This is a genomic window from Lentzea sp. NPDC058450, from assembly GCF_042721395.1.
In the GTDB taxonomy this organism is placed as follows: domain Bacteria; phylum Actinomycetota; class Actinomycetes; order Mycobacteriales; family Pseudonocardiaceae; genus Lentzea.
The window spans coordinates 22,904-49,454 of record NZ_JBHXLO010000050.1; the positions used below are offsets into that span (position 1 = coordinate 22,904).

Here is a 26,551-nt window from a genome sequence, read left to right on the forward strand (position 1 = left end):
CCGTCCGTCACTCGGATGTTTCGCCAGTGTTAACGGGCACGCCCAACGGGGCAAGGCGACCTGCGGGTGCTCACCCGTTGAGCACGGCTTTACTCTGGTGGGGTGAGCAGGTGGACCGGTTCGTGGCTGTCAGGACCCGACTCAGTGCTGTCGCCGGGTGAAGGCTCGAACGACGGCACGCAACAGCGCTGGCGCGGTGAGCGGCACGGCTTCCCCAAGGACGGGCCGGGGTCCATCGCCTCGATCGGGCGGCGGACGTTCGCGATCCTCGTCGACTTCCTGCTGGCCGCCGGTGTCGCCGGGGTGTTCACGCAGCCCGACCTGCCGAAGAACTGGAGCCTGCTCGCCTGGTTCGTCATCACCACCGTCGCGGTCGCGTTCTTCGGGTTCACGCCCGGTCACGCGCTGTTCGGGCTCCGGGTGGCGCGGATCGACGGCAAGCAGTTCGTGCACCTGCCGCGCGCGCTGCTGCGCACCGTCCTCATCTTCCCGCTGATCCCGGCGCTGGTCTGGGACGCGGACGGCCGTTGCCTGCACGACAAGGCCGCGGGCACCGTGGTCATCAAGGTCCGCTAGCCCTCCGGAACCGGCCGGGCGCCGCGCCGAACTCCCGCTTGAACGCCGCCGCGAACGCGAACTCGGACGTGTAGCCGACCTGCCTGGCCACCGCGGCCAGCGTCTCGTCGCCGTCGCGCAGCATCCGCGCGCCCGCGCTCAGCCTCCACCAGGTGAGGTACGCGATCGGGGACTGCCCCACCAGCGTCGTGAACCGGCGGGCGAAGGCCGTCCTGGACATGTCCACCCGCTCGGCCAGTTCGCCCACGGTCCACCCGTGCGCGGGGGTGCGGTGCATGTGGCGCAACGCGGTGGCGACGACCGGATCGGTGAACGCGGCGCACCAGCCCGCACCGGGAACGCGCAGGGACTCCTCCTCCAGCCACGCCCGCAGCAGGTAGACGAGCAGGAGGTCGAGCAGCGCGGGCAGTGCGGCGCCGGCTCCGGGCTCGCGTTCGACCACGTCCGCGCCGATCAGGTCCACGGCGGCGCGCAACGCGGGGTGCCGTCCCGGCCGGGCGCGCAGGTGCACCACCTCCGGCAGCGCGCGGAGGAACGGGTGCGCCTGGCCGCGGTCCAGCCGGTACGCGCCGCAGACCAGGTGCGTGTGCGCGTCGGGGTCGTCCGGGGCGTGGTCCTCGTCGCGCGCCGGGGGCAGTTCGGCGACGGTGCGGTCCGGGTGGTCGCTGAGACCGTGTTCGGCGCCGTGCGGCAGGAAGACCACGTCGCCGGCGTCGAGCCGCACCGGCGCGCTCGATCGCGTGATCAACCAGCACGAGCCGCGCACGACGACGTGGAAACCGGCGCCGGGGTACGGGCCGAACCGGTGACCCCAGGAACCGGCCCAGCGCGAGCGGGTGAACTTGGCCCGGCCCACGCGCATGGTGGCGATGACATCGGTGAGGACGTCCACCACTTCACCCTACGTGCGGTCTGATCACGCATGTTCCGGGCCGTTTTGCACATGGAGACGACCGTCAGCTGGTCCTTACGTTGGTCGCATGACCGCTTACGTAGTGATCGATTCGGACATCGCCGACGCCGAGGGCTTCCAGCAGTACGTGGACGCGGTGTTCCCGTTGATGGAGAAGGCAGGCGCGCGCAACGTCCTCGACGACGCGGCGCCGCTGGTGCTGGAGGGCGACTGGTCGTGGCGCAGGCTCGTGATCCACGAGTTCGAGAGCAGGCAGGCGGTGGAGGACTTCTGGAACTCACCGGAGTACGCGCCGCTCAAGGAGTTGCGGAGGAGGTACTCGACGGTGCGGGTCGCCGTCGGGGGCGCCTGACGTGAAGAGGCCCGCCGCACGGGATGCGCGGCGGGCCTCTTCACGTGGTGGGAGCTGGCGCTCGGTGGCTCGGCGTCAGCGGCGACGCATCGCGCGCTGGACGTTGCGCATCTTGGCGCCCGCCGGCATCGGGCCCTTGGGCAGGGCCGGGCCGCGGCTGGCCAGCGCGGCGAGGCGGGTCTCCAGGGTGTCGACCTGGGCGGCCGTGATGTTGCGCGGCAGCTTCATCAGGGTCGACTGCAGCTTCTTCAGCGGGACCTGGCCCTCTTCGGTGCCGATGATGAAGTCGTAGATCGGGGTCTCGCCGACGACGCGGGAGATGCGCTTCTTCTCCTGCGCGAGCAGCGGCTTCACCCGCTGCGGGGCGCCCTCGGCGACCAGGACCACGCCCGGACGGCCGAGCACGCGGTGCACGGCGTCGAGCTGCGTGGTGTTCGCGACGGCGGGCGTGACGCGCCAGCGGCCGCGCAGGTTCTCCAGGGCCCAGGCACCCGCGCCCGGCTGGCCGTCCGCCTTGCGGAAGACGTTGCTCTGGACGCGGCGGCCGAAGATGATCACGGCCAGCAGCGCGCCGATCGCGACGCCCAGCGGCACGAACATCCAGACCGCGTTGAAGATCAGGCCGAGGACCACGGCGATGGCGGTGACGCCCAGCACCGCGCCCAGCATCAGCGGCACGAGCGCCTTGTCCTCGCGGCGCTGCATCTTGAACGCCTCGAAGATCTGCTTGCGTCGTTCGCGAGAAGCCGCGCGGCGAACCTTCGCCGCTTCCTTCGCCGCCGCCTTGTCCTGCTTACCAGCCATGTGGACAGGATACGGCGCGGTGGTATCAGACTCGCATCGGCCGTCTGCGAGACTGCCGGGATGGACGCGTTGCTGGAGGGTCTCGATCCGGAACAGCGCGCAGCGGTCGAGGCTCCGCGCGGCCCGGTCTGCGTGCTCGCGGGTGCCGGTACCGGCAAAACGCGCACCATCACGCACCGCATCGCGTACCTCTGCCAACGCGGTCACGTCGCTCCGTCGCAGGTCCTGGCCGTGACGTTCACGAAGCGCGCCGCGGGGGAGATGCGCACGCGTCTGCGTTCTCTGGACGTGCACGGCGCACAGGCCGTGACGTTCCACGCCGCCGCGTCACGTCAGCTGCGCTACTTCTGGCCGCGCGTCATCGGTGGTCCGCGCTGGGAGCTCGTCGACCAGAAGATCCGCGTCGTCGGCCGTGCCGCCAACCGGCTGGGCATGCCGACCGAGTCGGACGCGCTGAGGGACCTGACCAGCGAGATCGAGTGGGCGAAGGCCTCGCTGCTGGCGCCGGAGGACTACCCGGCCGCCGCCTCCCGCGCCGCGCGGGACATCCCGGCGCCCGCCGAGCAGATCATGAAGCTCTACCGGACCTACGAGGAGCTCAAGAACGAGGCGCAGCTGCTCGACTTCGACGATCTGCTGCTCTACACGGCGGGCGCGCTGGAGGACAACGCCGAGGTCGCCCAGGAGTTCCGCGACCGCTACCGCTGCTTCGTCGTGGACGAGTACCAGGACGTGACGCCGTTGCAGCAGCGCGTGCTCGACTCGTGGCTGGGCGCGCGCGACGACCTGACCGTGGTCGGCGACGCGAACCAGACCATCTACTCCTTCGCGGGCGCCTCGCCGCAGCCGCTGCTGAACTTCGGCCGGCGGTTCCCCGAGGCCGTCGTGGTGCGGCTGGAACGCGACTACCGGTCGACGCCGCAGGTCGTGGAGCTGGCCAACGACGTGATCAAGTGGGCGCGCGGGCGTCCGGCGGGCTCGCGGCTGCAGTTGATCGGACAGCGGCCGGAAGGGCCGAAGCCGCGGTTCCACGAGTTCGACGACGAGCCGGCCGAGGCCGATGCCGTCGCGGGTCGCATCAAGACGTTGCTCGACGAGGGCGTCGCGGCGTCCGAGATCGCGATCCTCTACCGGGTGAACGCCCAGTCCGAGGTGTACGAGCAGGCGCTCGCGTCGCTCGGCATCCCGTACCTGGTGCGCGGCGGCGAGCGCTTCTTCGAGCGGGCCGAGGTGCGCCAGGCGATGATCACGCTGCGCTCGGCCGGCGAGGTCGCCGGGAGCCTGCCCGAGGTCGTGCGGTCCACGCTGGGGCGCGTCGGGCTGACCGACGAGCCGCCGACCGGTGGTAGCGCGCGGGAGCGCTGGGAGTCGTTGCTCGCCCTGGTCGAGCTGGCCGAGGAGTTCGCCGCCGCCTCTCCCGAGGCCGACCTGCCGCGGTTCTGCGTCGAGCTCGACATGCGGGCCGAGGCGCAGCACCCGCCGACGGTCGAAGGCGTGACGCTGGCGTCGCTGCACGCGTCGAAGGGCCTCGAGTGGGACGCCGTGTTCCTCGTCGGCTTGGTCGAGGGCACGATGCCGATCCAGTACGCCGACGGCGACGAGGCCAAGGTCGAAGAAGAACGACGTCTTCTCTACGTAGGTGTCACGCGCGCGCGTGAGCACATCTGGCTGTCGTGGGCGTTGGCGCGCGCGGCCGGTGGGCGCAAGTACCGCCGCCGGTCCCGCTTCCTCTACAACCTCGTTCCCGAGAACCACCCGGCCGCGCGCGTATCTGCGGGCGCGGCCAGGCCACCTCTCATGAAGAAGGAGAAGCCGACCTGCCGGGTGTGCGCGTCGACGCTGGTCGAGGCGCAGGCCGTCAAGCTCGGCCGATGCAGGTCCTGCCCGTCCGATGTGGACGAGGAGCTGCTGGAGACGCTTCGTCAGTGGCGTGCGGGACGCGCGCGGGAGCTGAAGGTGCCCGCGTACGTCGTCTTCACCGACGCGACCCTGATGGCGATCGCCGAGCAGCGACCCACGGATTCGGCCGGACTGGTCGCGATCTCGGGCATCGGCGCCTCCAAGCTTGATAAGTTCGGTGACGACGTGTTGAGCCTGGTCCGAGCCGGTGTCGGGTACTCCGCCACCTGATCGGGACAAGTTTCGTTAAATAGGTTGCGAGCCTCAGGTACGGGGTCATAACCTGCTCATGCCGGGTCCGGAGGACCCGTCTGGGGAAGAAGAACTACTACACACGCTCTAGCTCTCAGCAGCAGAGCTCTCTATGTCGGAGGTGACCGTTGTGAAGCTCTCACTGACTTCGCGCGCGCTCGGCCTCCCGTTGACCGAGGGCCTCTGCGCGTCTGCCTCCGCCCAAGCGATGTGGCAGAGCTCTGCCCTGAAGCCGGTGGGCTTCAAGGGACGCGAGCGCGGCACCGCTCTGCGGGGCGGCAGTGCAGCCCTGGCCGGCGCCGAACTGCGCAACGAGCAGCCCATCGCGCTGCCGGTCATCGATGACGTCCACAACTACACGAATGCGCTGTCCGCGCATCAAGTGAGAAGGCTCCTGCCGACCCCATAGAGGGGTCGAAGGACCACCAGGCTCACGAAAGCCGCGGACTCGCACAGAGTCCGCGGCTTTCGTGTTTTTGCAGTACCCCACACAAGGAGAAACACCTGATGTTGACGGCGACTGTCCCGCTCACGGGCGAGACACTTCCGGACCTCGCGGAGGGGCTCGACATCCCCTGCCGCACCCACAACCCCGACCTCTGGTTCGCCGACGCTCCAGCTGACCTGGAGAAGGCGAAGTCCTTCTGCGGGACCTGCCCGGTCCTCGCCGAGTGCCTCGCCGGCGCGATCGCGCGTCACGAGCCGTGGGGCGTCTGGGGTGGAGAGATCTTCGAGCGTGGTGTCGTCATCGCGCGGAAGCGGCCGCGTGGCCGTCCGCGCAAGGACGCGGCAGTTGTTCCGGCCAGCAGGACGGAGTCGGCGGCGTGAACACCTCGCAGCTCAACCACAGCGCAATGCCCGCCTACCTGAACGAGGGCCTGACTCCCATGTCTCTGAACGAAGAACTCGTGCGAATACGAATACAAGAAGCCCAGAGGTTCGCTGAAGAGCAACGCGTGGCGAACCGCCTCGCGACAGCGCAACGTTGGCGCAGGTTGTCGCGATGGGCGGGACGCAGAGCGGCTCGCTTCGACCTCTGACAGTCACGAGCTGAGGCCGTCATCCACGAGAAGGTGGATGGCGGCCTTCGCCGTTCCTCCGTACCGTTCCCTTTGTGCCGCACCACACTCACGACGGAATCGACTGGTCATCCCGCCTCCACGCGATGAGGCGCTACGGCTCCCTGCAGGAGGAAGCCCTGGAGGCGGTGGCGCGCAGACTGGTGGAACCGCTCCCCGACTCCCCGGTCGTGATGGACGTGGGCTGCGGCGCCGGAACCATGAGCGTCCCCCTCGTGGCGGCCCTGCGCGAGCACGGCGGCGGCGTCCTGGTCCTGGTCGACGCCACCCCGGAACTCCTGGACGCAGCCTGCACCGCGGCCCGTGCCGAGGCCGACGGCCTCGTGCAGATCAAGCCGGTGCTAGCCGACCTGGCCGCGGAAGACCCGCTGACCTTCGCCGGCCCGGTCGAGCTCATCTGGGGCTCCCGAGTCGTCCACCACCTCCCCGACCAGCAACGAGGCGTCCGCCGCCTGGTCGCGGCACTGGCACCCGGCGGCTGGCTGGCGCTGGCCGAGGGCGGCCTCGAGACCCGCTTCCTGCCGTGGGACCTGGGCGTCGGCACCCCCGGCCTCCAGGACCGACTCGCCGCTGCCCGCGCCTCGTGGTTCGTGTCGATGCGCGAGAACATGACCGGCTCGGTCCGCCTGCCCGTCGGGTGGAACGTCGCCCTGGCCGACGCCGGTCTCGGGGAGATCAGCGCCTTCAGCTTCGTGGTCGACCATCCGGCTCCGGCCAAGCAGCTGGTGCGGGACTGGGCCGTCGACCGGCTGACCTGGTTGGGCGAGGTCGCCGGGCCGCAGTTGCATCCTTCCGACCGTGAGGCTCTGCGCCGGCTGCTCAACCCCTCCGACTCGGAGTTCGTCGGGGCTCGGGAGGACGTGTTTCTGCTCGAGACCGACACCGTTCATGTTGGGCGGCGGCGGTGAGCTTGGGGGATTTGTCGGTCGCCTCTTGTTATCGGTGTGGGGTTGGACGGGGCTCCGTTTCTGAGTTGGAGTTCTTGGCTTGGTCTTCGGAACGGGTTGGGGGTGGGGTGCGGTGGTTGTGTCACGTTTGCGCCAAGACCCACGTTCGGGACATCGAGGGCAAGTTGCCTGACGAGTACTGGCGCTGACCTGCCGGTTTGCGTGGTGCCGGTTTCGTTGGGATGTCGCGTTCCAGCGGGGTTGGTTGCGTTTTGTTGGTTGGGCTGCGGTTGCGAGGGTTGGTTGCGCGGGTCTCGACGAAAGACCCTGGGCGTTGCGATTGGGGCTTGACTTCGGGGCCCTTGCGAGGCGCTGGTCGGCCGGAAAAGGCCGGGCTGAAAAGCGCCCGGCCGAGCTCGAGAAGCTAGCACCTCGCACCCAAAGTCAAGCCCCAATCGCCATGAGCGGCGTAACCGGCTCTGTGGCGGGCATCAGCCCGTTCGGGCTCGCCTTCGGCATCGCGTGCCAGGACTCGTAGGTGGCTGGCTTTGCGTTGACGGCTGCCGGTTGAGAGCGCGCGCCTGGCTTGCGACGGTGGTCGCCTTGCGTCGGCGACTGTGGTCGGGTGCGCCATTCGCGGCTGGCACTGCACCGGCCGCCGGCCCTTGCGTCATCTCCTTCCAGCTACGGCTTGGGCCTTGGCAATCACCTGCGAACCCAGCAACCATCGCCCCCAGGCCCCGGCCTCTGTCCACCCCGGTCGCCCGCAGACCCCGGCCCATCCCGGTCGCCCGCAGACCCGGCCCAACCTGGGGGCGGCCTCAGCCCTGGCCCGCCGCCAGGATGGCCGGGCTGATCAAGGCCGCGCGCCTCTGCCTGCCTCAGTTGCCCGCCGCTGGCCCTGGCCTCTACCCACCTCGGGTCGCTTCAGCCTTGGCCGCTAGCAGCGCCCACCTCCCTCTGTCTGGGCCGTCGCCGCCATCGGTCTGCAGGGCTGGGCGTCACGGTGGGTAGAGGTGGCTTAAGGCATGTCTGGCCAGGGCTGTTCCTCGGCGGCAGCCTGCCTCTAGTTCCTCTCGCAGGTCGCGTGGCGTGCACAGGCGGGCGTCCACCACGGCGTCGAGGATCTCGACAACCGCTCGTGGGTTCGTTTCTCGGCGGGCCAGGTCCAGGGCGGCTCTGGCCGGCGCGGCCAGGCGTAGGCCGTGGCGTTCGACTACCTCGGGAGGGCGGGTTGTTCGTTCCAGCAGGATCCACGGGTGGGCTCGGCGTGCGTTCGTTCCTGCCAGCACGTGGATGTGGCGGGGGAGGGGGAGTGAGGCGCCTTGGCGGATCAGGGCGTCGGCTCCCGTGATCACCGCAGAGAGGCCCACGAAGGAGAGGACTGCTCGCAGGCGGTCCAGGCGGGTCGGTGGGGACAAAGTGGTCAGGACTACGCCGGGCAGCAGCTTTTGCCAGGGGCCCGACGGGGTGCAGGCGTGCAGGATCGCTCGTGCGGAGAGGCCGGATTTGCGCAGGTCAGCGGTGGTGGCGACTGAGGTCATGGAGCCATCGTGGACCACAGCCGGGGTGGTGAAGTGGGGCTGAGGCCAACCTGTGGATAACTTGGGGGTTGTTCACTCGTCCGAGTTGCTCGGCCAAGTCAGCGGGCCGCGTCAGTCGTCGAATCCTGGTTGCCAGCGGGCCACGATTTCGCGCGCGGTCACGTGGGCGTCGAGTTGGCAGAGGATGCCGGTGGCGCCCATCGTCACGCGGTGGATCAGGAGGTACTGCGGCGGCAGGTTCAGGGAGCGGCCCGTCTGTGAGTCCGGGCTGCGGAGGTCGCCCACCCGCTCTGCCTGGGACTGGAGCCAGCGGCGGGTGAAGTGGAACGACTCGGTGCGCAGCGGCTCCACGAACGGGGCCAGGTAGCCGAGGACGTCCTCGCCGTGCAGTTCCATGCCCTCGCGGATGAAGTTCTCGGTGCGCAGGAGTTCGACCAGGTCGGCCGAGCGGCTGTCGAGGGCCAGACGGGTCATCAGGCCCAGGGTCTTCGGGAGGCCGTCGGGGAGGCGGGCCACGGCGCCGAAGTCGATCACGCGCAGGCGGCCGTCGTCGCCCAGCATGAAGTTGCCGGGGTGCGGGTCGGCGTGCAGCAGGCCCGAGCGGGAGGGGGCCGAGAAGTGGAACTCGGCCAGGAGCTGACCCGCCAGGTCGCGGTCCTCGGCGGAGCCGTCGCGGATGATCTTCGACAGGCCCACGCCCGAGGTCCACTCCGTCACCATGACCTTGGGGGCCGAGGCGATGACGCGGGGAACGAGCACGTGCGGGTCGTTCTCGAAGGCCTTCGCGAACGTGCGCTGGTTCGCGGCTTCGTCGCGGTAGTCGAGCTCCTCCAGGTACCGGTCGCGCAGCTCCTCCAGCAGGGGGCGCACGTCGGTGCCGGGCATGATCGCCTGCAGCAGGCGGGAGAACCGGAGCAGCTGCTTCAGGTCGGCGCGCAGGGCCTCGTCGGCGCCGGGGTACTGGACCTTCACCGCCACGTCGCGGCCGTCGTGCCACACCGCGCGGTGCACCTGGCCGATCGAGGCCGAGGCGGCCGGGTCGTCGTCGAACGACTGGAAGCGCTTCGTCCAGGACGTGCCGAGCTGCTCGGCGAGCACGCGGTGCGTGGTGCGGGCGGGCATCGGCGGGGCTGCGGTCTGCAGCTTCGTCAGCGCCTCGCGGTACGGGGCCGCCAGCTCGTCCGGGACCGCCGCCTCGAACACGCTCAGCGCCTGGCCGAACTTCATCGCGCCGCCCTTGAGCTGGCCGAGCACCGCGAACACCTGCTCCGCCGTCTTGGCCGTCACCTCGGCGTTGACCTCGTCGGCCGCGCGTCCGGTCAGTCGCTTCCCCCAGCCGCCGACAACCCGGCCTGCCACCCCGAGCGGGAGGCTCGCCAGCTTGGCGGTGCGCTGCACGGCCTTGCGCGGAATCTCGGTCACTCGGCCATGTTATGTGCGGAGCACTGACAGTCAGGGTGCGGATACCAGCTTCGCCTCTCAGCGACGCCGGTCGCGAGGTCGAGCTCGACGGTGGCGTTCACCACGGGCGGAGGAGCCTGGTCGCGGCCCGTGACGTAGTTCAGCGACTCCAGGATCTGCGCCACGGCGAGCGCCGCCGTTCCCGACGCGAACAGCACGTCGTAGGAGGCCGGCCTGCCCACCAGCTGGGCCGCGATCTCGGGCCACTGCGGATCTTGGTCGGTGCGGTGCAGGTCCGCGCAGTTCAAGCACGACGAACGACCGGGCAGCACCAACGGCCCCACGATGGCCACACCCTCACGCACGCGCACGGCCAGATGCGGCGTGCGGAACGCCATCAGCGTGCTCACGAGGTTCGGGTCGGGGACGAGCGTCGCCGCCAAAACGGTCAAATCGGCGTTGTGCGCCAGCTGCACGCCGGATTCCGCTAGAAGCGAAGTAATTGAGAGAGCAAGGTGTCCCGACCCGTGCACCGCGGCCGTCCCGCTCTTCGCGGGGGAACCGGACTCCAGCAGTCCTGCCTGATCGAGCGATTCGAGAACTTCACTCAAGCGGGTGAGGTCGTCGCCTCGGGATTTCAGCTTTTCACCCAGTTCAGCGACGGTGAGCCGGCCATCGAGATTGATCAGCTCGTCGACCAGCGCGTCGGACAGCGAGTCGATCACCAGGGCGTGCTTCGGGTCCGTTCCGACCTGCACGACACCGGCGGATCTGCGGACCACGGCCAGTCCGGCGCGCACTCTGGGTCTTGTCTCCACAGCGGTACAGACTGGCAGGGGGCGAGGCCCCCTGCCAGCCAAAACGTCAGACCTTGGCCTTGCCGAGGATCCGCGTCATCTTCGTGCCACAGACAGGGCAGGTGCCCTTCGCCATGCGCCGACCATTGGTCTCCTCGACGTTGCCGTCGAAGTCCCGCTTCTCGCGGCACTTGACGCAATAGCCGTTGTAGGACTCGGCCACAGCCCCTCCCTTGCAGTTGTGAGTGCGGACACACTCGGGGACCTTGGCGCGACGGTACCTCCGCAAGCGTGCGAAACCGCGCATGTCGATTCCGCGCGTGTCCAGCCGCCGTTCGGTGGAACTTCACCCGCCGGGTGCGAGCCTGCCGCCGGTTGGGGGCGGAAAATTGTCGGTGGCGGCGTTTACGGTGACTCCATGGCCGAACCGCGGGTGGAAGTGCGGCGGAGCCCCCGGCGCCGCCGCATGGTCAGCGCGTACCGGGAGGGTGACACCGTCGTCGTCCTCCTACCGGCACGGATGACCAAGGGGGAAGAGAAGCACTGGGTGGCGGAGATGTTGAGCCGCCTCCAGCGCAGCGAGACGCGCAGGAAGTCTCCTGCGCGCACATCGGATGAGGCGCTCATGGCGCGGTGCGCCGAGCTCTCGGCGCGCTACCTGGACTCGTTGGCGGACCCCGCGAGCGTGCGCTGGGTGCCGCCCATGCGCACCAGGTGGGCGTCGTGCACGCCGACCGAGGGCACGATCCGCGTGTCCGAACGGCTGCGCGACGTGCCGCCGTGGGTGCTCGACTACGTGCTGGTGCACGAGTTGGCGCACCTGCTCGTCCCAGGACACGGCAAGGACTTCTGGGAGTGGGTCCACCGCTACCCGAAGACCGAGCGGGCCATGGGCTATCTGGAGGGTCTCTCGGCCGCCGCAGGCTTAGGGATCACCGAGGACTGAATCGGACCTGAACGCGAAAGCGCCCGGCGAGGGTGTGCTCGCCGGGCGCTTTCGCGTCGTTCAGGGGCCGATCAGGCCTGGTCGGGCTTGTCCTCGCCCTCGGACTTGCCCTCGGCCTCGCGCATGGTGCGCTCCAGCTCGGCGATCGGGTCCTCCAGCGCCTTGCGGGTGTTCGTCAGGCGCTCGGCGAACTCCAGCGGGTCGTCCAGGTCCGCGGCGGTCGGGACGAGCTCGGCGTGCTCCCACACGCTGTCGCGCACCTCGACGCCGTGCTGGTCGCCGATGAGCTTCCACAGCGCGGAGGCGGCCCGCAGCTTGCGGGGGCGCAACTCCAGGCCCACGAGCGTCGCGAACGTCTGCTCGGCGGGGCCACCGGAGGCGCGGCGGCGACGCAGCGTCTCGCGCAGGGCCGGCGCGCCGGGCAGGCGGTCGGCCACGGCGGCGTCGACCACGACGTCGACCCAGCCTTCGACGAGAGCGAGGAGGGTTTCCAGCCGTTCCAGAGCGGCCTTCTGCTCCGGGGTCGTCTGCGGTTCGAGCAGGCCCGAACCCATGGCCTCCTCGATGGAGGCGGGGTTCGACGGGTCGATCTGACCCGCGAGCTGCTCCAGGGCCGACGTGTCGACCTTGATGCCCTTGGCGAACTCCTCGACGGTGTCGAGCAGGCGCTGCCGCAGCCACGGCACGTGCGTGAAGAGGCGCTGGTGCGCGGCCTCGCGGGCAGCGAGGAACACCATCACCTCGGACGCCGGGCGCTCGAGGCCCTCGGTGAACTTCTCGATGTTCGCCGGCAGCAGGGCCGCGGTGCCCTCGGGGCCGAGCGGCAGGCCGACGTCGGTCGAGGTGAGGACCTCGGAGCCGAGCTGCGCCAGGGCGTTGCCGAGCTGCGAGCCGAAGGCCATGCCGCCCATCTGGCCGAGCATGGCCAGCAGCGGTCCGGCGGCCTGCTTGGCCTCGGCGGGCATCGCCTCGACCCACGCGCCGGACATGCGCTGGGCGACCGGGTCGCACAGGCGTTGCCAGGTCGGGATGGTGCGCTCGATCCAGTCGCGCGCGGTCCACGCCTGGGTCGTGCGGGTGCCGGCGGGCAGTGACGTGACCGGGTCGAGCCACATCTCGGCCAGGTGCACGGCGTCGGTGACCGCGCTCGACTGGTCGGCGCCGAACCCGATCGTGGTCGTCGTCGAGGACAGCTGCTGGAACGCGATCTGCTTGGCGAGGTCGTAGTTGACCGGCCCGCTCGACGACCCCGCGTTGCTCAGCATGGAGCCCAGTTGGCTGAGCATGTTGCCCAGCTGACTGAAGTCGAACGGGTTGTCTCCCGGCTTCCCGCTCTTGTCGTCGGGGTCGTGCGGGCTGAACCCGAACGGCACGTCACTCATGCCTCTACCGTACGCGGATAGACATGGTCGTACGCTGTTCAGCCGTGAGTGAAACCGTCACGACCGCACCCCCGCCCGCGCTCCCGCCGAGGGAACGCGGACTGACCCGCCGGACGTGGACGCTGATCGTCAGCTTCCTAGTGGTGGCGGCGCTCGGACTGCTCGGCGGTTTCGCCAGAGTCCCGTACGTCGCGCTGGGCCCCGGCCCGACCTACGACGTGCTCGGCAAGGTCAAGGACACCGACGTCGTCGCGGTCGACGGCCAGGACACGTTCCCCACCAAGGGGACCCTGCGGATGACGACGGTCTCGCTCACCGACGAGGTCTCGCTGTTCGGCGCGCTCGGCCTGTGGCTGTCCGGCCGCTACGCGCTGGCCCCGCGCGAGGAGTTCTTCAAGCCCGGCGAGTCCGAGCAGGAGGTGCAGGAGAACAACGAGCGGGCGTTCAGCGAGTCGCAGACCGCCGCCGAGGTCGCCGCCCTGCACTACCTGAAGTATCCGGGCATGGTGATCGCGAACCAGGTCACCAAGGGCAGCCCGGCGGAGAACGTGATCCCGCTCGGCGCCCGCATCATCTCGGTCAACGGCAAGCAGGTGCAGAGCGCCGCGGACGTCAGCTCGGCGCTGGAGAACACCAAGCCGGGTGACCGCATCGAGGTGGCGTTCGAGAAGGACGGCACCTCCCAGTCGACGCAGCTCACCCTCGGCACCCGCGACGACGGCCGCCCGGCGGGCTTCATCGGCATCTCGCCGGTGGACCGCGCCGACGTGCCGTTCAAGATCAAGATCAGCCTGTCCGACGTCGGCGGCCCCTCGGCCGGCCTGATCTTCGCGCTGGCGATCGTCGACAAGCTGACGCCGGGCGAGCTGAACGGCGGCAAGGCCATCGCGGGCACCGGCGAGATCGCGGGCGACGGCAAGGTGGGCCCGATCGGCGGCATCGCGTTCAAGATGGTCGCCGCGAAGGAGGCGGGCGCGGAGGCGTTCCTCGTGCCCGCGGCCAACTGCAACGAGGCGAAGCAGCAGACGCCCGAGGGCCTCAAGCTGATCAAGGTCGACACCCTGACGGACGCGGTCTCGTCGCTGGAGGCCCTGAACGCGGGCAAGGAAACGCCGAAGTGCTGACTCGGTGAGCGGGGACCCGGTCCCCGCTCACCGCACGTCAAGCGTCCAGCCGGCCTCGCTGGCCGGCTGGAGGACTCGTTCTCCTGAGACGCCAGCGCGACGGGATCGCTCGGCGGCGTGGTCCGGTGTCCGCTCGCCGCGAACAGCGCGCAACGACTTGACAACCCCGGCGCGAGCTCGTGCCGGGGTTGTGCCAGCCTGGGGGCGTGAGGACTAGGGCCGCAGCGTGGCGAGCAGGGCGTCGGTGAGGTTGGGCGCCAGCTCGGGGTGCTCGACGACCTCCTCTGGCACCTCGACCGTGCCGCGCAGCCTCAGCACGCAGGAGACCGAGCCGTCGCGCAGCACCGCGGCGACCAGGCGCGCCTCGCGGCGGGACGGGTGTTCGGCCGCGAACTTGCGGGCCGCCTCGTCGTCGAGTTCGCCGTGGCTCAGCTCGGTCTCCGCCTCCGGGGGCAGGACGACGATCTCCTGGGCCAGGGCGCAGCCGGTGACGACCGGGGGCCACTCGATGCCCGCCAGCGCGTCGCCCAGGTCGCCCTCCAGGGAGTCCTGCGCGATCGGGGTCAGCGGGCTCGCCTCCGGGTCGAGCTGGTCGGCCAGCTCCGGCTGCTGGGCGAGCAGATCCGAGGTGGCCACTAGGGCGAACAGTTGCGGTGGCTGCTCCCAGCCGCCCGACCCGACGAACTGTTCGACCTCACGGGCGACCGTGGGGAGGATGACCGCTGGCGTTTCACTCGCTGACACGCGTGTCATCGTAAGACTGCGGACTTCACGGGAACCCAGGGCGTCGTCCGTAGAGTTGGACTAAACGTACGTATCGATTTACCGCGATCCAGGAGCGTGCCTCGTGGCCACACGGCCTCCGGTCGGACTGCCGAAACTGTCCCGACGCAGCCGAATACTGCTCATCGTGGGTGTTGTGCTCCTGTTCGGTCTCATCACGGGATCGCGGCTGCTCGACACCTACGTGAACTGGCTGTGGTTCGGCGAGGTGAAATTCCGCGACGTCTACAGCACAGTGCTGCTCACCCGCCTGGGGCTGTTCGTGGCCGTCGGCGCGGTGGTCGGTGGCGTCGTCGCGCTCAACCTCTTCCTCGCCTACCGCGCCCGGCCCGTGTTCGTGCCGGTGTCCGGGCCGGACGACCCGGTGGCGCGTTACCGCACGGTCGTGATGCGGCGGATGCGGTTGTTCGCGATCGGCATCCCCGTGTTCGTGGGGCTCATCGCGGGCGCGTCGGCGCAGAACGACTGGCAGCAGATCCAGCTGTTCCTCAACTCGCAGCCGTTCGGCGTGACGGACCCGCAGTTCGGGCACGACATCGGCTTCTACGCGTTCCAGCTGCCGTTCTACGAGTGGCTGCTGTCGTGGCTGTTCATCACCACGGCGGTGTCGTTCATCGGCGCCGTGATCGCGCACTACCTGTTCGGCGGCATCCGGCTGGCCGGTCGCGGCGGTCAGCTCTCGGGTCCCGCGCGGCTGCACCTGGCGCTCGTCGCCGGCACGTTCGTGCTGCTGAAGGCCGTCGCGTACTTCTTCGACCGGTACACGCTGCTGCTGCACGAGAACGAGAAGTTCGTCGGCGCGAGCTACACGGACCTCAACGCGGTGCTGCCCGCCAAGCTGATCCTGCTCTGCATCGCGGTGTTCTGCGCCGTGGCGTTCTTCGCGGGCGCGTTCATGCGCAACGTGCAGCTGCCCGCCATCGCGACCGTGCTGCTGGTGCTGTCGAGCGTGCTCGTCGGCGCCGCGTGGCCCGCGGTGCTGGAGCAGTTCTCGGTCAAGCCGAACGCCATCCAGAAGGAAGCCGAGTCGATCACCCGCAACATCGCGGCGACGCGGCAGTCGTTCGGGCTGACCGACGACAAGGTCGAGACGAAGCCGTACGACGGCAAGCAGAACGTCACCAACGATCAGATCAAGACCAACGACGCGGCCACCCTGGGCAACATCCGCCTGCTCGACCCGGCCGTGCTCTCGCGCACCTTCACGCAGTTCCAGCAGCTGCGGCCGTTCTACGGCTTCCCGAACAAGCTCGACGTCGACCGGTACACAGTGGACGGCAAGCTCCGCGACTACATCGTCGCGGTGCGCGAGCTCAAGCTCGACAGCCTGCCGCAGGGCCAGCGCGACTGGATCAACCAGCACCTCATCTACACGCACGGCAACGGCTTCGTCTACGCCGAGGCGAACAAGGTGAACGCGGTCGCCGACGAGTCCAACGGCGGCTACCCGGACTTCAAGACCGGTGAGGTCAAGTCCAACGGCGACGTCGGCAACGTGCCGAACGGCATCAAGGTCGACCAGCCGCGCACCTACTACGGCGAGCTGTTCGGCCAGAACGACTACTCGATCGTCGGCGGCCGCCCGGCCGGCTCGGCGGCGGAGTACGACACCGACGCCAAGTCCTACACCTACACCGGCACCGGTGGCGTCCCGATCGGCAGCCTGATCAACAAGCTGGCGTTCGCGGCGTACTACGGCGAGCGGAACATCCTCTTCAACCAGTCGATCGCCGACGAGTCGAAGATCCTGTTCAAGCGCACCCCGCGGGACCGCGTGCAGGCCGTCGCCCCGTGGCTCACGGTGGACAGCGACCCGTACCCGGCCGTCGTCAACGGCCGCATCACGTGGATCGTCGACGGCTACACCACGCTGGAGAACTACCCGTACGCGCAGCGCACCCAGCTCGGTGACGCGACGAACGACTCGCTCACCGCGGACGGCGTCGTCATCTCGCAGGTCAACAAGCCCGTCAACTACATCCGCAACTCGGTCAAGGCCACTGTGGACGCTTACGACGGCTCGGTGAACCTGTACCAGATCGACGACAAGGACCCGGTCCTCAAGGCGTGGATGGGCGTCTTCCCGAACACGGTGAAGCCGGGCAGCGAGATCTCGAACGAGCTGCGTCAGCACTTCCGCTACCCCGAGGACCTGTTCAAGGTGCAGCGGCAGATCCTGTCGAAGTACCACGTCTCGTCGCCGTCGGACTTCTACTCCGGTGTCGCCTACTGGGCGCCGCCGCAGGACCCGACGATCGACAACGTGACGACGGCCGACGCCCAGCGCGACGCGGCGAGCAAGCGCCGGGACGCCCAGCCGCCGTTCTACGTCCTCGCGGGTGACCCGAGCGACCCGAGCAAGGTCCGCTTCCAGCTGACCAGCCCGTTGGTGCGCGAGAACCGCGAGTTCATGGCGGCCCACGTCTCGGTCGGCTCCGACCCGGACAACTACGGGAAGATCAGCGTCCTGCAGCTCAGTCAGGACGCGAAGGGCCCGCAGCAGATCCAGACGCAGTTCCTCACGTCCGACAACGTCAGTCGTGAGCTCAACCTGCTCACCCAGCAGAAGACGACAGTCGTCTACGGCAACCTGCTGACATTGCCGCTGGGCGGAGCGCTGCTCTACGTCGAACCCGTCTACATCGAGCGGGCGTCGAACAACACGTCGTACCCGCAGCTGTCGAAGGTGCTCGTCTGGTACGGCGACCGGGTCGGCTACGCGTCCACGCTGAACGAGGCGCTGGACCAGGTGCTCAGCGGGGCCGGCGCGGTCGTGCCGCCGCCGAGCGACAACACCGGCAACGGCAACACCAGCAACCCGTCCACGCCGCCGTCGACGCCGCCTTCGAACGGGAACCTGAGCCCGGACCTGCAGAAGGCGATCAACGACATCGACACGGCGCTGGCCGACATCAAGCGGGCGCAGTCGAGCGGCAACTTCACCGAGCTCGGCCAGGCGTACGCGAAGCTGGACGAGGCGTCGAAGCGCTTCAAGCAGTACAACACCGGTGCGCCGTCGTCGCCCTCCACCGGGCAGTCGTCGGTTGTGCCGAGCCCCACACCGTCAGGCTGACCTGACGATTTGCATTCCCCGCTCCACCCCGCGTAGAGTTCTAATTACCGACGCGGGGTGGAGCAGCTCGGTAGCTCGCTGGGCTCATAACCCAGAGGTCGCAGGTTCAAATCCTGTCCCCGCTACAAGGCAGAAGCCCGGAACCATCAGGTTCCGGGCTTCTTGCTTTTCGGCAAGTGTCTCGCTGATTGCCGGCGAGACCCATGCGACCGGATTGCCGCATCGAACCGGGTACGCTGGGTGCCGGCGCTGGATTGCGGCTCGGCGTGGCCCTCCACCTGCGGAAACGTGGTTAGTGGGGGGTGGTGAAAAACGGGTTTCCAGGGCGTGTATAGTTCTACTTACAACAGCAAGACAAGCTAGAAGCGGCGCGGGGTGGAGCAGCTCGGTAGCTCGCTGGGCTCATAACCCAGAGGTCGCAGGTTCAAATCCTGTCCCCGCTACTAGACAGAAGGCCCGGATCATCTGATCCGGGCCTTCTGCTTTTCGTGTTGAAGGCAGAGCCGTGCCGAGGGCGGGCCCCCGGCCGGTGTGCTTTCAGGTCATGTTCTCCGCCCAGTACTGGGCGCACAGCATGCTGGAGCAGATGCGGCCCTCGCCGTTGACCGTGCGGTGCTTGCGGATCTGCTTGCCGCACACCATGCACTCGTCCTTGCCGGCCTGCTCCGGGATGCCACCGGTCACCCACGCCCTCGTGTGCGCGGCGACCTTCTTGTGGTCCAGCCACTTCAAGTTCAGGTTCTTCACGGTCCCCGACCTCCGTCGTCCAGCTGCGCCTTCCTGGCAGTGATCATTTTCCCGGAACTTCAGGCGTGGGAAAGAGGTCCGCGCGGGCTTCACCAGGTCTAGCTACGCGGGCGCGCGTCCGTCCATTCGGGTGGCTCCGGCCGGTGAGGCTCGTACCGCCGATCGAGTGAGAGCGCGGGACTTTCGTTTCTGCGAAAGGACTTTTCCATCCGGGATGGACACAGACGGTCAAGAGGCCAAACGCGTGAGGATCGAAAACTGCCGCTTACTCAGCGAGACTTTTCGTTGCTCCGCATGGCCCATCAGACTAGCCCGGTGATCAGCCACTGTGGACAGAACGGCTGACCATTGTGGACAGCTTCCCCCAGACGTGGGAACGTTGTTGGCGTGTCAGACCTGAATGCGACCGCAGCCGCCCTGCTCGGGCTGCTGCACGACGGACCCAAGACCGGTGGCCAGTTGGTGGCGGAGGCAGGAGACCGCTTCGGCGCGTTCTTCAGCGTGACCCGCTCCCAGGTGTACCGCGAGCTGCCCGCGCTGGCTGACCAAGGCCTGCTGCGCCTCGGCAAGCAGGGACCGCGGTCCAGCCAGCAGTACGTGCTGACGGCCGCGGGCAAGAAGGCCTTCAAGAACTGGCTGCTGTCCGAGCCGGGCCCGGACCACCTGCGCAGCCCGCTCATCCTGCGCCTGGTGCACGCCGGCTCGCTCACCGCGAAGCAGCGCGAGTCCCTGATCACGACCGCACGCTCGACGTACGGTCAGGAACAGGAAAGCGCGAAGAGCGCGGCCAAGACGGCGGAGGACCCCTACGCCAAGGCGGTGGCCGAGTTCGGTCTCGCTCACGCGAAGGCCGTTCTCAAGCTGCTCGACGCCATCCCCACGGCGTAAAGACGCCCTCCCTTCGCGCAAGAGGGGACGCCAGCGCAGCACCGGTCGCCACCGACGACCGGTGCTGGCGTAATCTTTTTGCGTGAACCCGGACGTCGAAGCAGACATCAAGGACCTCTCCGCGACGCTTTCGAGCATCGAGGCGGTGATGGACCTCGATGGGTTGCGCGCCGCTGTCGCGGACCTGGAGACGCAGGCCACCCGCCCCGACCTCTGGGACGACCAGGAGAAGGCGCAGAAGGTCACCAGCCAGCTCTCCCACAAGCAGGGCGAGCTGCGTCGCGTCACCGGTCTCCGCGCGCGCCTCGACGACCTGCCGCTGCTCTACGAACTCGCCGAAGAGGCGGAGGACGCGGAAGCGCAGGCCGACGCGGACACCGACCGGGCGAAGCTGCGCGAGGAGATCGCGAGCCTCGAGGTGCGCACGCTGCTGTCCGGCGAGTACGACGAGCGCAACGCGCTCATCACCATCCGCGCCGAGGCCGGTGGCGTCGACGCCGCGGACTTCGCCGAGATGCTGCTGCGCATGTACTCGCGCTGGGCCGAGCGCCACCAGTACGGCGTCGAGGTCTTCGACACCTCCTACGCTGAAGAGGCCGGCATCAAGTCCGCCACGTTCCGCGTCACCGCTCCCTACGCCTACGGCACGCTGAGCGTCGAGCAGGGCACGCACCGGCTCGTCCGCATCTCGCCGTTCGACAACCAGGGCCGCCGCCAGACGTCGTTCGCCGGCGTCGAGGTCGTGCCCGTCGTGGAGCAGACCGACCACGTCGAGATCGACGAGAAGGACCTGCGCGTCGACGTCTACCGCTCGTCCGGCCCCGGTGGCCAGGGCGTCAACACGACGGACTCGGCGGTGCGCCTCACGCACATCCCGACCGGCATCGTGGTGTCCTGCCAGAACGAGCGCTCGCAGCTGCAGAACAAGGCCACGGCCATGAACGTCCTGCAGGCGAAGCTGCTCGAGCGGCGCAGGCAGGAGGAGCAGGCCAAGATGGACGCCCTCAAGGACTCCGGTTCGAGCTGGGGCAACCAGATGCGCTCCTACGTCCTGCACCCGTACCAGATGGTCAAGGACCTGCGGACCGAGCACGAGGTCGGCAACCCGTCCGCGGTGCTCGACGGGGAGATCGACGACTTCCTCGAGGCCGGCATCCGGTGGCGCAAGCAGTCCCAGCAGGGCTAGTCGCCTTCAGGGCGCTCGTCCACGAGGCCGCCAGGCGCGCAGGAGGAACGGTCACGCGCTGGTGCGAGCCGGACGTCACCCCGAACTTCTGCGCGGCGTACGTCGAGTACCGCGACCACAGACCCACGGTCGCGGTACTGCGCACGCATGCCGGTGACGTGGCGCTCACGCACGACCACGAACAGATGCCGCTGGCGTTCACTGACGACGCGGCGCTCACGAGCGTGCTCGCGGAGTTGGGCCTGAACGTCAGGGAACCGGCCGAGCTGCGGCAGCCGTTCAGGGCCGCGGACTGGCCGCTGCTCGACCCCCGTGACGTGCGTTACTGGCGGCCCGAAACCGCTGGAGAAGCCCTCTTCAACTGGTGGGATTGACTCCTTCCGGGGCGAGAAGTTAACCGGAACGGGGGCTTTACCCCGGCCATGAGTAGACTCGCGCCTCGTGATTCGTCTCGAACACGTTTCCAAGGTCTACAAGACCTCCACGCGTCCTGCGCTCGACGACGTGTCCGTCGAGATGGAGAAGGGCGAGTTCGTCTTCCTGATCGGGCCTTCCGGCTCCGGCAAGTCGACGTTCCTGCGCCTGCTGCTGCGCGAAGAGGTGCCGACCAGGGGACGCGTCTACGTCTCCAACTTCGACGTGGCCAAGATGTCGCGTCGCAGGGTCCCCCGCCTGCGGCAGTCGATCGGCTGCGTGTTCCAGGACTTCCGCCTTCTGCCCACGAAGACGGTCGCGGAGAACGTCGCGTTCGCCCTGGAGGTCATCGGCAAGCCCCGCAACACCATCGTCAAGGTGGTGCCGGAGGTGCTGCAGCTGGTGGGCCTCGACGGCAAGGAGGACAGGTTCCCGACCGAGCTGTCCGGTGGTGAGCAGCAGCGCGTCGCGATCGCCCGCGCGTTCGTGAACCGCCCGCTGGTGCTGATCGCCGACGAGCCGACCGGAAACCTGGACCCCGACACGAGCCAGGACATCATGTTGCTGCTGGAGCGGATCAACCGCACCGGCACGACCGTCATCATGGCCACCCACGACCACGGGATCGTCGACTCGATGCGCCGCCGCGTCGTGGAGCTGGCGTACGGCAAGGTCGTCCGTGATGACGCGCGCGGCGTTTACGGCGTCGGCCGTTAAGCGTCCCTAGATCCCCGACCCCCAAGGAACCCCGCCCCCGATGCGTACCAGCTTCGTGTTCAGCGAGGTCATCACCGGACTTCGCCGGAACGTCACGATGACGATCGCGATGATCCTCACGACCGCCATCTCGCTCGGGCTGCTCGGCGGTGGTCTGCTCGTCGTCCGCATGGTCGACAAGATGCAGGCCAACTACGCGGGCAAGCTCGAGGTCTCCGTGCTGCTGACCAACGACGTCAGCGCCAACGACAAGGACTGCACCCAGCAGCCGTGCGCGGGTCTGCGTTCCGCGCTGGACCAGACCTCGGGTGTCGAGTCCGTCGTGTACGAGAACCGCGACGCGGGCTTCGAGCGCTTCAAGCGCATCTTCGAGGCCCAGCCGGAACTGCTCAAGCTCGCCCGCCCGGAAGCCATCCCCGCCACGTTCCGGGTGAAGCTCGAGGACCCCGAACGCACCGAGGTCATCAAGTCGGCGTTCGAGGGCAAGCCCGGCGTGAAGGGCGTCGACGACCAGGGCAAGTTCCTGGAGAGGTTCTTCGAGGGCCTCAACGGCATGCGCGACGTCGCCCTGATTCTCGCGCTCATCCAGGCGTTCGCCGCGCTGTTGCTGATCTCGAACACCATCCAGGTGTCGGCGTTCACCCGCCGCGTCGAGGTCGGCATCATGCGACTGGTGGGCGCGACCCGGTGGTACACGCAGCTGCCGTTCCTCATCGAGGCGGTCGTCGCGGGCATCATCGGCTCCGTCACCGCGGTCGGCGGCCTGGTGCTGTTCAAGGCGTTCTTCCTCGACCGGATCACCAGAAACCTGACCGAGTCGGGCATCATCCCGCCGATCGGCTATCTGGACATCCTGATCGTGTCGCCCTGGCTGTTCCTCGTCGCGATAGTCATCTCGGCGTCGACCGGCTACGTGACACTGCGTCTCTACGTGCGGCTTTAAGTATTTTGCCGAGCACTTAGACTGGTCGTCATGGTCAAGGAACGCGGGCAGAAGGTCATCGCGTCGAACCGCAAGGCTCGGCACGACTGGTCCATTCTGGACACCTACGAGGCGGGCATTCAGCTCGTCGGCACCGAGGTGAAGAGCCTGCGCATGGGACGGGCGTCCCTCGTGGACGCCTTCGCCCAGGTCGACGACGGCGAGATCTGGCTGCACGCGCTGCACATCCCGGAGTACGTCGCGGGCACCTGGACGAACCACGAGGTCCGGCGCAAGCGCAAGCTCCTGCTGCACAAGGCGGAGATCGAACGGCTGATCGGCAAGACCAAGGAGTCCGGTCTGTCGCTCGTGCCGCTGCAGATGTACTTCAAGGACGGCTACGTCAAGGTCGAGATCGCCCTCGCGAAGGGCAAGAAGGCCTACGACAAGCGCCAGGACCTGGCGAAGCGCGACGCCAACCGCGAGATCGCCAGGGCCCACGGACGGGCCTTGAAGGGTCGCTACTCATGACGTCGGCGGCACTGGTGGACGTGCACGTCCACTTCATGCCGCAGAACGTCCTCGACAAGGTCTGGGCCTACTTCGACCGAGTCCGCGAGAGCGGCGTCGACTGGGTCATCCGGTACCGCACCGACGAGAACGCCCGGCTCACCGCGCTGCGGGAGCTGGGCGTTTCGGCGTTCGCGCCGCTGGTCTACCCGCACAAGCCGGGCATGGCGGAGTGGCTGAACGACTGGGCGTCGGACTTCGCGGCACGGGTGCCCGAGGCCGTTCCGACGGGCACGTTCTACGCCGAGCCCGGTGCCGAGGCGTACGTGCGCAAGGCGCTGGAAGCCGGTGCGCGGTGCTTCAAGTCGCACGTCCAGGTCGGTGCCTACGACCCGCGGGACGCCCTGCTGGACGGCGTGTGGGGGCAACTGGCCGAGGCCGGCGTCCCGGTGGTCGTGCACTGCGGTGACGGGCCGTACCCCGGTGAGCACACGGGGCTCGTCGTGTTCGAAGAGGTGTTGCGCGCGCATCCGCGGCTGACGGCCGTGCTCGCGCACGCGGGGATGCCTGACTACTCAGGCGCGTTGGACCTCGTGGAGCGCTATCGGAACGTGCACGTCGACACGACGATGGTGGGCGTTCCGTTCTCGGAGGCCATGGCGCCGTTGCCGGCCGACTGGCGTGCGCGCGTCACTGGGCTCGCGGACCGTGTGGTGCTGGGCAGCGATTTCCCGAACATCCCGTACCCGTACGAGGTGCAGATCGACGCCATCAGGTCGTGGGGGCTGGACGCCGCCGCCCTGCAGATGGTGCTGCACGACAACGGCGCACGCCTGCTTCAGCTGTCGAGGTAGGCGAGCACGGCCCGCACCCTGCGGTGCTCGGAGTTCGACGGCTCCAGGCCGAGCTTCGCGAAGATGTTGCCGACGTGCTTCTCGACCGCGCCGTCGGACACCACGAGCGTCGCGGCGATGGCCGTGTTGGACAGCCCTTGGGCCATCAGCCCGAGCACCTCGCGTTCGCGGGGCGTGAGCTTGTCGACCGGGCTCTTCTTGCTGCGCACCATGAGCTGCGTGATCACCTCGTGGTCGATGCTCGTGCCGCCGTCCGCGACCCTGCGCACCGCGTCGACGAACTCCTTCACGTCCGCCACCCGTTCCTTGAGCAGGTAGCCGACGCCGCTCGCACCACCCGCGAGGAGCTCCACGGCGTAGCGCTCCTCGACGTACTGCGACAGCACCAGCACCGGCAGCCCGGGATAGCGGCGACGGCACTCGATCGCGGCCCGCAGGCCCTCGTCGGTGAACGTCGGCGGCATCCGCACGTCCACCACGCACAGGTCGGGCCGGTGCTCGGTGACCGCGTCCAGCAGCCCGTCGCCGTTCTCCACCGCCGCGACGGTCTCGATGCCCTCGTCGGCGAGCAACCGCTGCACGCCCTCCCTCAGCAGCACCGAGTCCTCGGCGATCACCACGCGCACGGCAACTCCGCTCGAATCACGGTCGGCCCACCTACGGGGCTGACGACGACAACCACACCGTCGATGGTCGCAGCACGGTCCGCGAGCCCGGCGAGACCGCCGCCCGGCTTCAGCTCCGCGCCACCCTGACCGTTGTCGGTGACCTCCACCAGCACCCCCGTGTCCACCCGGTTGACCCGCACGGTCGCCCTGGTGCCGTTGGAGTGCTTGGTGATGTTCGTGAGCGCCTCGCCGACGGTGAAGTACGCGGCGCTCTCCACCGCGGTCGGCGGCCGCGGCTCGACGCTGACCTGAAGATCCACCTCGATCGGCACCCTCGCGGCGAGCGCGCTGAGCGCCGCGTCGAGGCCCCGGTCGCCCAGGACCGACGGGTAGATGCCGCGGGCGAGGTCGCGCAGCTCCTTGATGGCGAGCTTCGCGTCCGCGTGCGCCTCGGCGATGAGCGCGGCCGCACCCTCCGGATCCGAGTCCATTTTGGACTTCGCCCGGCCCAGGCCCATCGCCACGGCCACCAGCCGCTGCTGCGCGCCGTCGTGCAGGTCCCGTTCGATGCGCCGGCGTTCCGCCTCCGCCGCCTCGACACCCCGCGCCCGGCTCGACTGCAGGCGTTCCGTCTCGATCGCCAGCTCGTCCGCCCTGCTCGGCCCGAGCATGCCCTTCGCGAAACTGGCGTGCAGCGACCCCAGCCACCTCGTGCCCAGCGCGGCGAACGGGATCAGCGCCAGACCGACCACCGCCACCGGCAACGCCGACACGAAGCTGTCGATCGTCCAGAGCTCGCCCACGATCACCGCGAACGGCGCCTCACCGATCCAGAACGGCACCGCGAGGAACGCCGCCACCACCGACCACATCGCGACCACCGAAGCGAACTCGAGGATGCCGACCGGCAACAGCAGCAGCAGGTACCCGTAGTCACGCCACGTCGCCGGATCCGTGAACTGCGACTTCCACTTCAGCCACAACGACCCGTCCGGCTTGGCCCGGTACGGCCGCGCGATGTCCGTGCGCAACGCCGCCCGCACCCACGACCGCTCGATCGAGGCACCCGTCCGCACCACGTTCATCGCCAGCCACAACAACGGCAGACCGACCCACAGCACCACCGTCGCGAACCCCACGATCGTCAGCACGACCGAGAGGGTGAACCAGAAGATGCCGGTCACCAGGTTGGTCAGCAGGTAGAACCCGGCTGCGAACGCGTTCGGTTTCCTCATGACGTCCATGGTGTCGTTCCCGCTGGTCAGAGACCATCTGGCTAGCTATCCGGTCGAGGGTGGGGACAGCCCTACCTGCCTCGGGAAGAACTCACTGGCCCCCTTCGTTATGCTATGCGTACCACTACAAGGGGGTGAACGGTTTCGACTGTGGACGTTGATTCAGGGGAAGCGTGCCGGTGCAGGCGAGAGACCACCGCAAGCGTCATCGCAAACCAATAAGCGCCACGTCTAACGACAAGCGCACCGCTTACGCTCTCGCTGCCTGACAGCAGAGCTAGTGGTTGTCGACCTAGGAGTGCCTTCGGCCTAGTGTTCGGCATCAGCTAGAGGGCTTACTCGCAGTCTCGGTCGCGGAGACTGTTGGGGAAACTCACAGCGACTGGGCCCGTCACACCAGCTCGTCCGCATGACTGGTGGGGTCAAGCAGAGACAGAGCGGACTGCGCACGGAGAAGCCCTGATGAGCCGCCACAGGACCCGGGTTCGATTCCCGGCACCTCCACTCTGGGCGAGTGCTGCTCGTAGGTAGCACTCGCCCTTTTCGTTCTCGGGTGTCTTGGGGGGGGGGGGGGGCCGGCGCCCCCCCCCCCCCCACACCAAAACAACAACACAACCACAACACAACACCAAAAAAAGGTGTAAGAGACAAGGGAGTA

27 protein-coding genes, 2 tRNA genes and 1 other RNA gene are annotated in these 26,551 nt (G+C 68.6%); 19 read left to right on the plus strand and 11 right to left on the minus strand.

The window, feature by feature from the left end; genetic code table 11:
* The first annotated feature begins 102 nt into the window (after positions 1–102).
* Positions 103–576 (plus strand): RDD family protein, encoded by a 474-nt coding sequence (locus ACFWNN_RS43360; protein WP_382445827.1) that lies wholly within the window; start codon positions 103–105, stop codon positions 574–576.
* Here ACFWNN_RS43360 and ACFWNN_RS43365 read toward each other — a convergent pair.
* A complete protein-coding gene (locus ACFWNN_RS43365) occupies positions 563–1,468 on the minus strand; it encodes an AraC family transcriptional regulator (RefSeq protein WP_382445828.1) in 906 nt (301 codons plus the stop codon). The genes ACFWNN_RS43360 and ACFWNN_RS43365 overlap by 14 nt on opposite strands.
* Positions 1,469–1,556: 88 nt before the next feature.
* Here ACFWNN_RS43365 and ACFWNN_RS43370 point away from each other — a divergent pair, with 88 nt between their 5' ends.
* Complete coding sequence (locus ACFWNN_RS43370) at positions 1,557–1,841, plus strand: DUF1330 domain-containing protein (protein ID WP_382445829.1); 285 nt, start codon at positions 1,557–1,559, stop codon at positions 1,839–1,841.
* 75 nt (positions 1,842–1,916) lie between these two features.
* On the opposite strand, the gene ACFWNN_RS43375 is transcribed toward ACFWNN_RS43370, so the two are convergent.
* On the minus strand, positions 1,917–2,645 hold the full coding sequence (locus ACFWNN_RS43375; RefSeq protein ID WP_382445830.1) for a DUF4191 domain-containing protein: 729 nt from the start codon (positions 2,643–2,645) through the stop codon (positions 1,917–1,919).
* Between the two features lie 60 nt (positions 2,646–2,705).
* On the opposite strand from ACFWNN_RS43375, the gene ACFWNN_RS43380 reads away from it, so the two are divergent.
* The 4 genes from ACFWNN_RS43380 (at position 2,706) to ACFWNN_RS43395 (ending at position 6,783) form a co-directional block, all read left to right on the plus strand.
* Positions 2,706–4,775: an ATP-dependent DNA helicase UvrD2 gene (locus tag ACFWNN_RS43380; protein ID WP_382445831.1), complete on the plus strand. Its 2,070-nt coding sequence runs from the start codon at positions 2,706–2,708 to the stop codon at positions 4,773–4,775.
* A gap of 151 nt (positions 4,776–4,926) precedes the next feature.
* On the plus strand, positions 4,927–5,205 hold the full coding sequence (locus ACFWNN_RS43385; protein WP_382445832.1) for a hypothetical protein: 279 nt from the start codon (positions 4,927–4,929) through the stop codon (positions 5,203–5,205).
* Positions 5,206–5,303: 98 nt separating this feature from the next.
* Complete coding sequence (locus ACFWNN_RS43390) at positions 5,304–5,624, plus strand: WhiB family transcriptional regulator (RefSeq protein ID WP_285637687.1); 321 nt, start codon at positions 5,304–5,306, stop codon at positions 5,622–5,624.
* Between the two features lie 286 nt (positions 5,625–5,910).
* Positions 5,911–6,783, plus strand: coding sequence for a class I SAM-dependent methyltransferase (locus ACFWNN_RS43395; protein WP_382445833.1), 873 nt, complete (start codon positions 5,911–5,913; stop codon positions 6,781–6,783).
* 980 nt (positions 6,784–7,763) lie between these two features.
* On the opposite strand, the gene ACFWNN_RS43400 is transcribed toward ACFWNN_RS43395, so the two are convergent.
* The 4 genes from ACFWNN_RS43400 to ACFWNN_RS43415 form a co-directional block, all read right to left on the minus strand.
* Positions 7,764–8,306: a hypothetical protein gene (locus ACFWNN_RS43400; RefSeq protein WP_382445834.1), complete on the minus strand. Its 543-nt coding sequence runs from the start codon at positions 8,304–8,306 to the stop codon at positions 7,764–7,766.
* 111 nt (positions 8,307–8,417) lie between these two features.
* On the minus strand, positions 8,418–9,728 hold the full coding sequence (locus ACFWNN_RS43405; protein ID WP_382445835.1) for an ABC1 kinase family protein: 1,311 nt from the start codon (positions 9,726–9,728) through the stop codon (positions 8,418–8,420).
* On the minus strand, positions 9,725–10,432 hold the full coding sequence (locus ACFWNN_RS43410; protein WP_382445836.1) for a TOMM precursor leader peptide-binding protein: 708 nt from the start codon (positions 10,430–10,432) through the stop codon (positions 9,725–9,727). The genes ACFWNN_RS43405 and ACFWNN_RS43410 overlap by 4 nt, the downstream gene beginning before the upstream one ends.
* A 139-nt stretch (positions 10,433–10,571) precedes the next feature.
* A complete protein-coding gene (locus ACFWNN_RS43415; RefSeq protein ID WP_189160476.1) occupies positions 10,572–10,727 on the minus strand; it encodes a DUF5679 domain-containing protein in 156 nt (51 codons plus the stop codon).
* A 195-nt stretch (positions 10,728–10,922) separates the two neighbouring features.
* Here ACFWNN_RS43415 and ACFWNN_RS43420 point away from each other — a divergent pair, with 195 nt between their 5' ends.
* Positions 10,923–11,450 (plus strand): M48 family metallopeptidase, encoded by a 528-nt coding sequence (locus ACFWNN_RS43420; RefSeq protein WP_382445837.1) that lies wholly within the window; start codon positions 10,923–10,925, stop codon positions 11,448–11,450.
* A gap of 71 nt (positions 11,451–11,521) precedes the next feature.
* On the opposite strand, the gene ACFWNN_RS43425 is transcribed toward ACFWNN_RS43420, so the two are convergent.
* Positions 11,522–12,832, minus strand: a complete 1,311-nt coding sequence (locus ACFWNN_RS43425) for a zinc-dependent metalloprotease (RefSeq protein WP_382445838.1) — start codon at positions 12,830–12,832, stop codon at positions 11,522–11,524.
* Between the two features lie 44 nt (positions 12,833–12,876).
* On the opposite strand from ACFWNN_RS43425, the gene ACFWNN_RS43430 reads away from it, so the two are divergent.
* Positions 12,877–13,956 (plus strand): PDZ domain-containing protein, encoded by a 1,080-nt coding sequence (locus tag ACFWNN_RS43430; protein WP_382445839.1) that lies wholly within the window; start codon positions 12,877–12,879, stop codon positions 13,954–13,956.
* Between the two features lie 213 nt (positions 13,957–14,169).
* Here the strand turns inward: ACFWNN_RS43430 and ACFWNN_RS43435 are convergent, their stop codons facing one another.
* Positions 14,170–14,709 (minus strand): PPA1309 family protein, encoded by a 540-nt coding sequence (locus ACFWNN_RS43435; protein WP_382445840.1) that lies wholly within the window; start codon positions 14,707–14,709, stop codon positions 14,170–14,172.
* A gap of 94 nt (positions 14,710–14,803) precedes the next feature.
* On the opposite strand from ACFWNN_RS43435, the gene ACFWNN_RS43440 reads away from it, so the two are divergent.
* The 3 genes from ACFWNN_RS43440 (at position 14,804) to ACFWNN_RS43450 (ending at position 18,255) form a co-directional block, all read left to right on the plus strand.
* Positions 14,804–17,812, plus strand: a complete 3,009-nt coding sequence (locus ACFWNN_RS43440) for a UPF0182 family protein (protein ID WP_382445841.1) — start codon at positions 14,804–14,806, stop codon at positions 17,810–17,812.
* A gap of 51 nt (positions 17,813–17,863) precedes the next feature.
* Positions 17,864–17,937 (plus strand) — tRNA-Met (locus tag ACFWNN_RS43445).
* Positions 17,938–18,181: 244 nt separating this feature from the next.
* Positions 18,182–18,255: transfer RNA gene (locus ACFWNN_RS43450), tRNA-Met, on the plus strand.
* 94 nt (positions 18,256–18,349) lie between these two features.
* On the opposite strand, the gene ACFWNN_RS43455 is transcribed toward ACFWNN_RS43450, so the two are convergent.
* Positions 18,350–18,559, minus strand: a complete 210-nt coding sequence (locus tag ACFWNN_RS43455) for a hypothetical protein (RefSeq protein WP_089922009.1) — start codon at positions 18,557–18,559, stop codon at positions 18,350–18,352.
* A gap of 387 nt (positions 18,560–18,946) precedes the next feature.
* Here ACFWNN_RS43455 and ACFWNN_RS43460 point away from each other — a divergent pair, with 387 nt between their 5' ends.
* From ACFWNN_RS43460 to ACFWNN_RS43490, 7 genes are all read left to right on the plus strand, one after another.
* Positions 18,947–19,447 (plus strand): PadR family transcriptional regulator, encoded by a 501-nt coding sequence (locus tag ACFWNN_RS43460; RefSeq protein ID WP_030470382.1) that lies wholly within the window; start codon positions 18,947–18,949, stop codon positions 19,445–19,447.
* Positions 19,448–19,529: 82 nt separating this feature from the next.
* A complete protein-coding gene (gene prfB, locus ACFWNN_RS43465; protein WP_382445842.1) occupies positions 19,530–20,633 on the plus strand; it encodes a peptide chain release factor 2 in 1,104 nt (367 codons plus the stop codon).
* A complete protein-coding gene (locus ACFWNN_RS43470; RefSeq protein ID WP_382445843.1) occupies positions 20,606–21,007 on the plus strand; it encodes a hypothetical protein in 402 nt (133 codons plus the stop codon). Before prfB ends, ACFWNN_RS43470 begins: the two co-directional genes overlap by 28 nt.
* Before the next feature lie 67 nt (positions 21,008–21,074).
* Positions 21,075–21,764 (plus strand): cell division ATP-binding protein FtsE, encoded by a 690-nt coding sequence (gene ftsE, locus ACFWNN_RS43475; RefSeq protein WP_086666930.1) that lies wholly within the window; start codon positions 21,075–21,077, stop codon positions 21,762–21,764.
* 40 nt (positions 21,765–21,804) lie between these two features.
* Complete coding sequence (gene ftsX / locus ACFWNN_RS43480; protein WP_382445844.1) at positions 21,805–22,707, plus strand: permease-like cell division protein FtsX; 903 nt, start codon at positions 21,805–21,807, stop codon at positions 22,705–22,707.
* Positions 22,708–22,737: 30 nt separating this feature from the next.
* Positions 22,738–23,217 (plus strand): SsrA-binding protein SmpB, encoded by a 480-nt coding sequence (smpB, locus tag ACFWNN_RS43485; RefSeq protein WP_382445845.1) that lies wholly within the window; start codon positions 22,738–22,740, stop codon positions 23,215–23,217.
* Positions 23,214–24,050, plus strand: a complete 837-nt coding sequence (locus tag ACFWNN_RS43490; RefSeq protein WP_382445846.1) for an amidohydrolase family protein — start codon at positions 23,214–23,216, stop codon at positions 24,048–24,050. Before smpB ends, ACFWNN_RS43490 begins: the two co-directional genes overlap by 4 nt.
* On the opposite strand, the gene ACFWNN_RS43495 is transcribed toward ACFWNN_RS43490, so the two are convergent.
* Together ACFWNN_RS43495 and ACFWNN_RS43500 are read right to left on the minus strand one after the other, a co-directional pair.
* Complete coding sequence (locus ACFWNN_RS43495; RefSeq protein WP_382445847.1) at positions 24,035–24,676, minus strand: response regulator; 642 nt, start codon at positions 24,674–24,676, stop codon at positions 24,035–24,037. The two genes, ACFWNN_RS43490 and ACFWNN_RS43495, sit on opposite strands and share 16 nt — an antisense overlap.
* Positions 24,664–25,902: a sensor histidine kinase gene (locus ACFWNN_RS43500; RefSeq protein ID WP_382445848.1), complete on the minus strand. Its 1,239-nt coding sequence runs from the start codon at positions 25,900–25,902 to the stop codon at positions 24,664–24,666. Before ACFWNN_RS43500 ends, ACFWNN_RS43495 begins: the two co-directional genes overlap by 13 nt.
* A gap of 121 nt (positions 25,903–26,023) precedes the next feature.
* Here ACFWNN_RS43500 and ssrA point away from each other — a divergent pair.
* Positions 26,024–26,400, plus strand: a transfer-messenger RNA (tmRNA) gene (gene ssrA / locus ACFWNN_RS43505).
* The last annotated feature ends 151 nt before the right edge of the window (positions 26,401–26,551 follow it).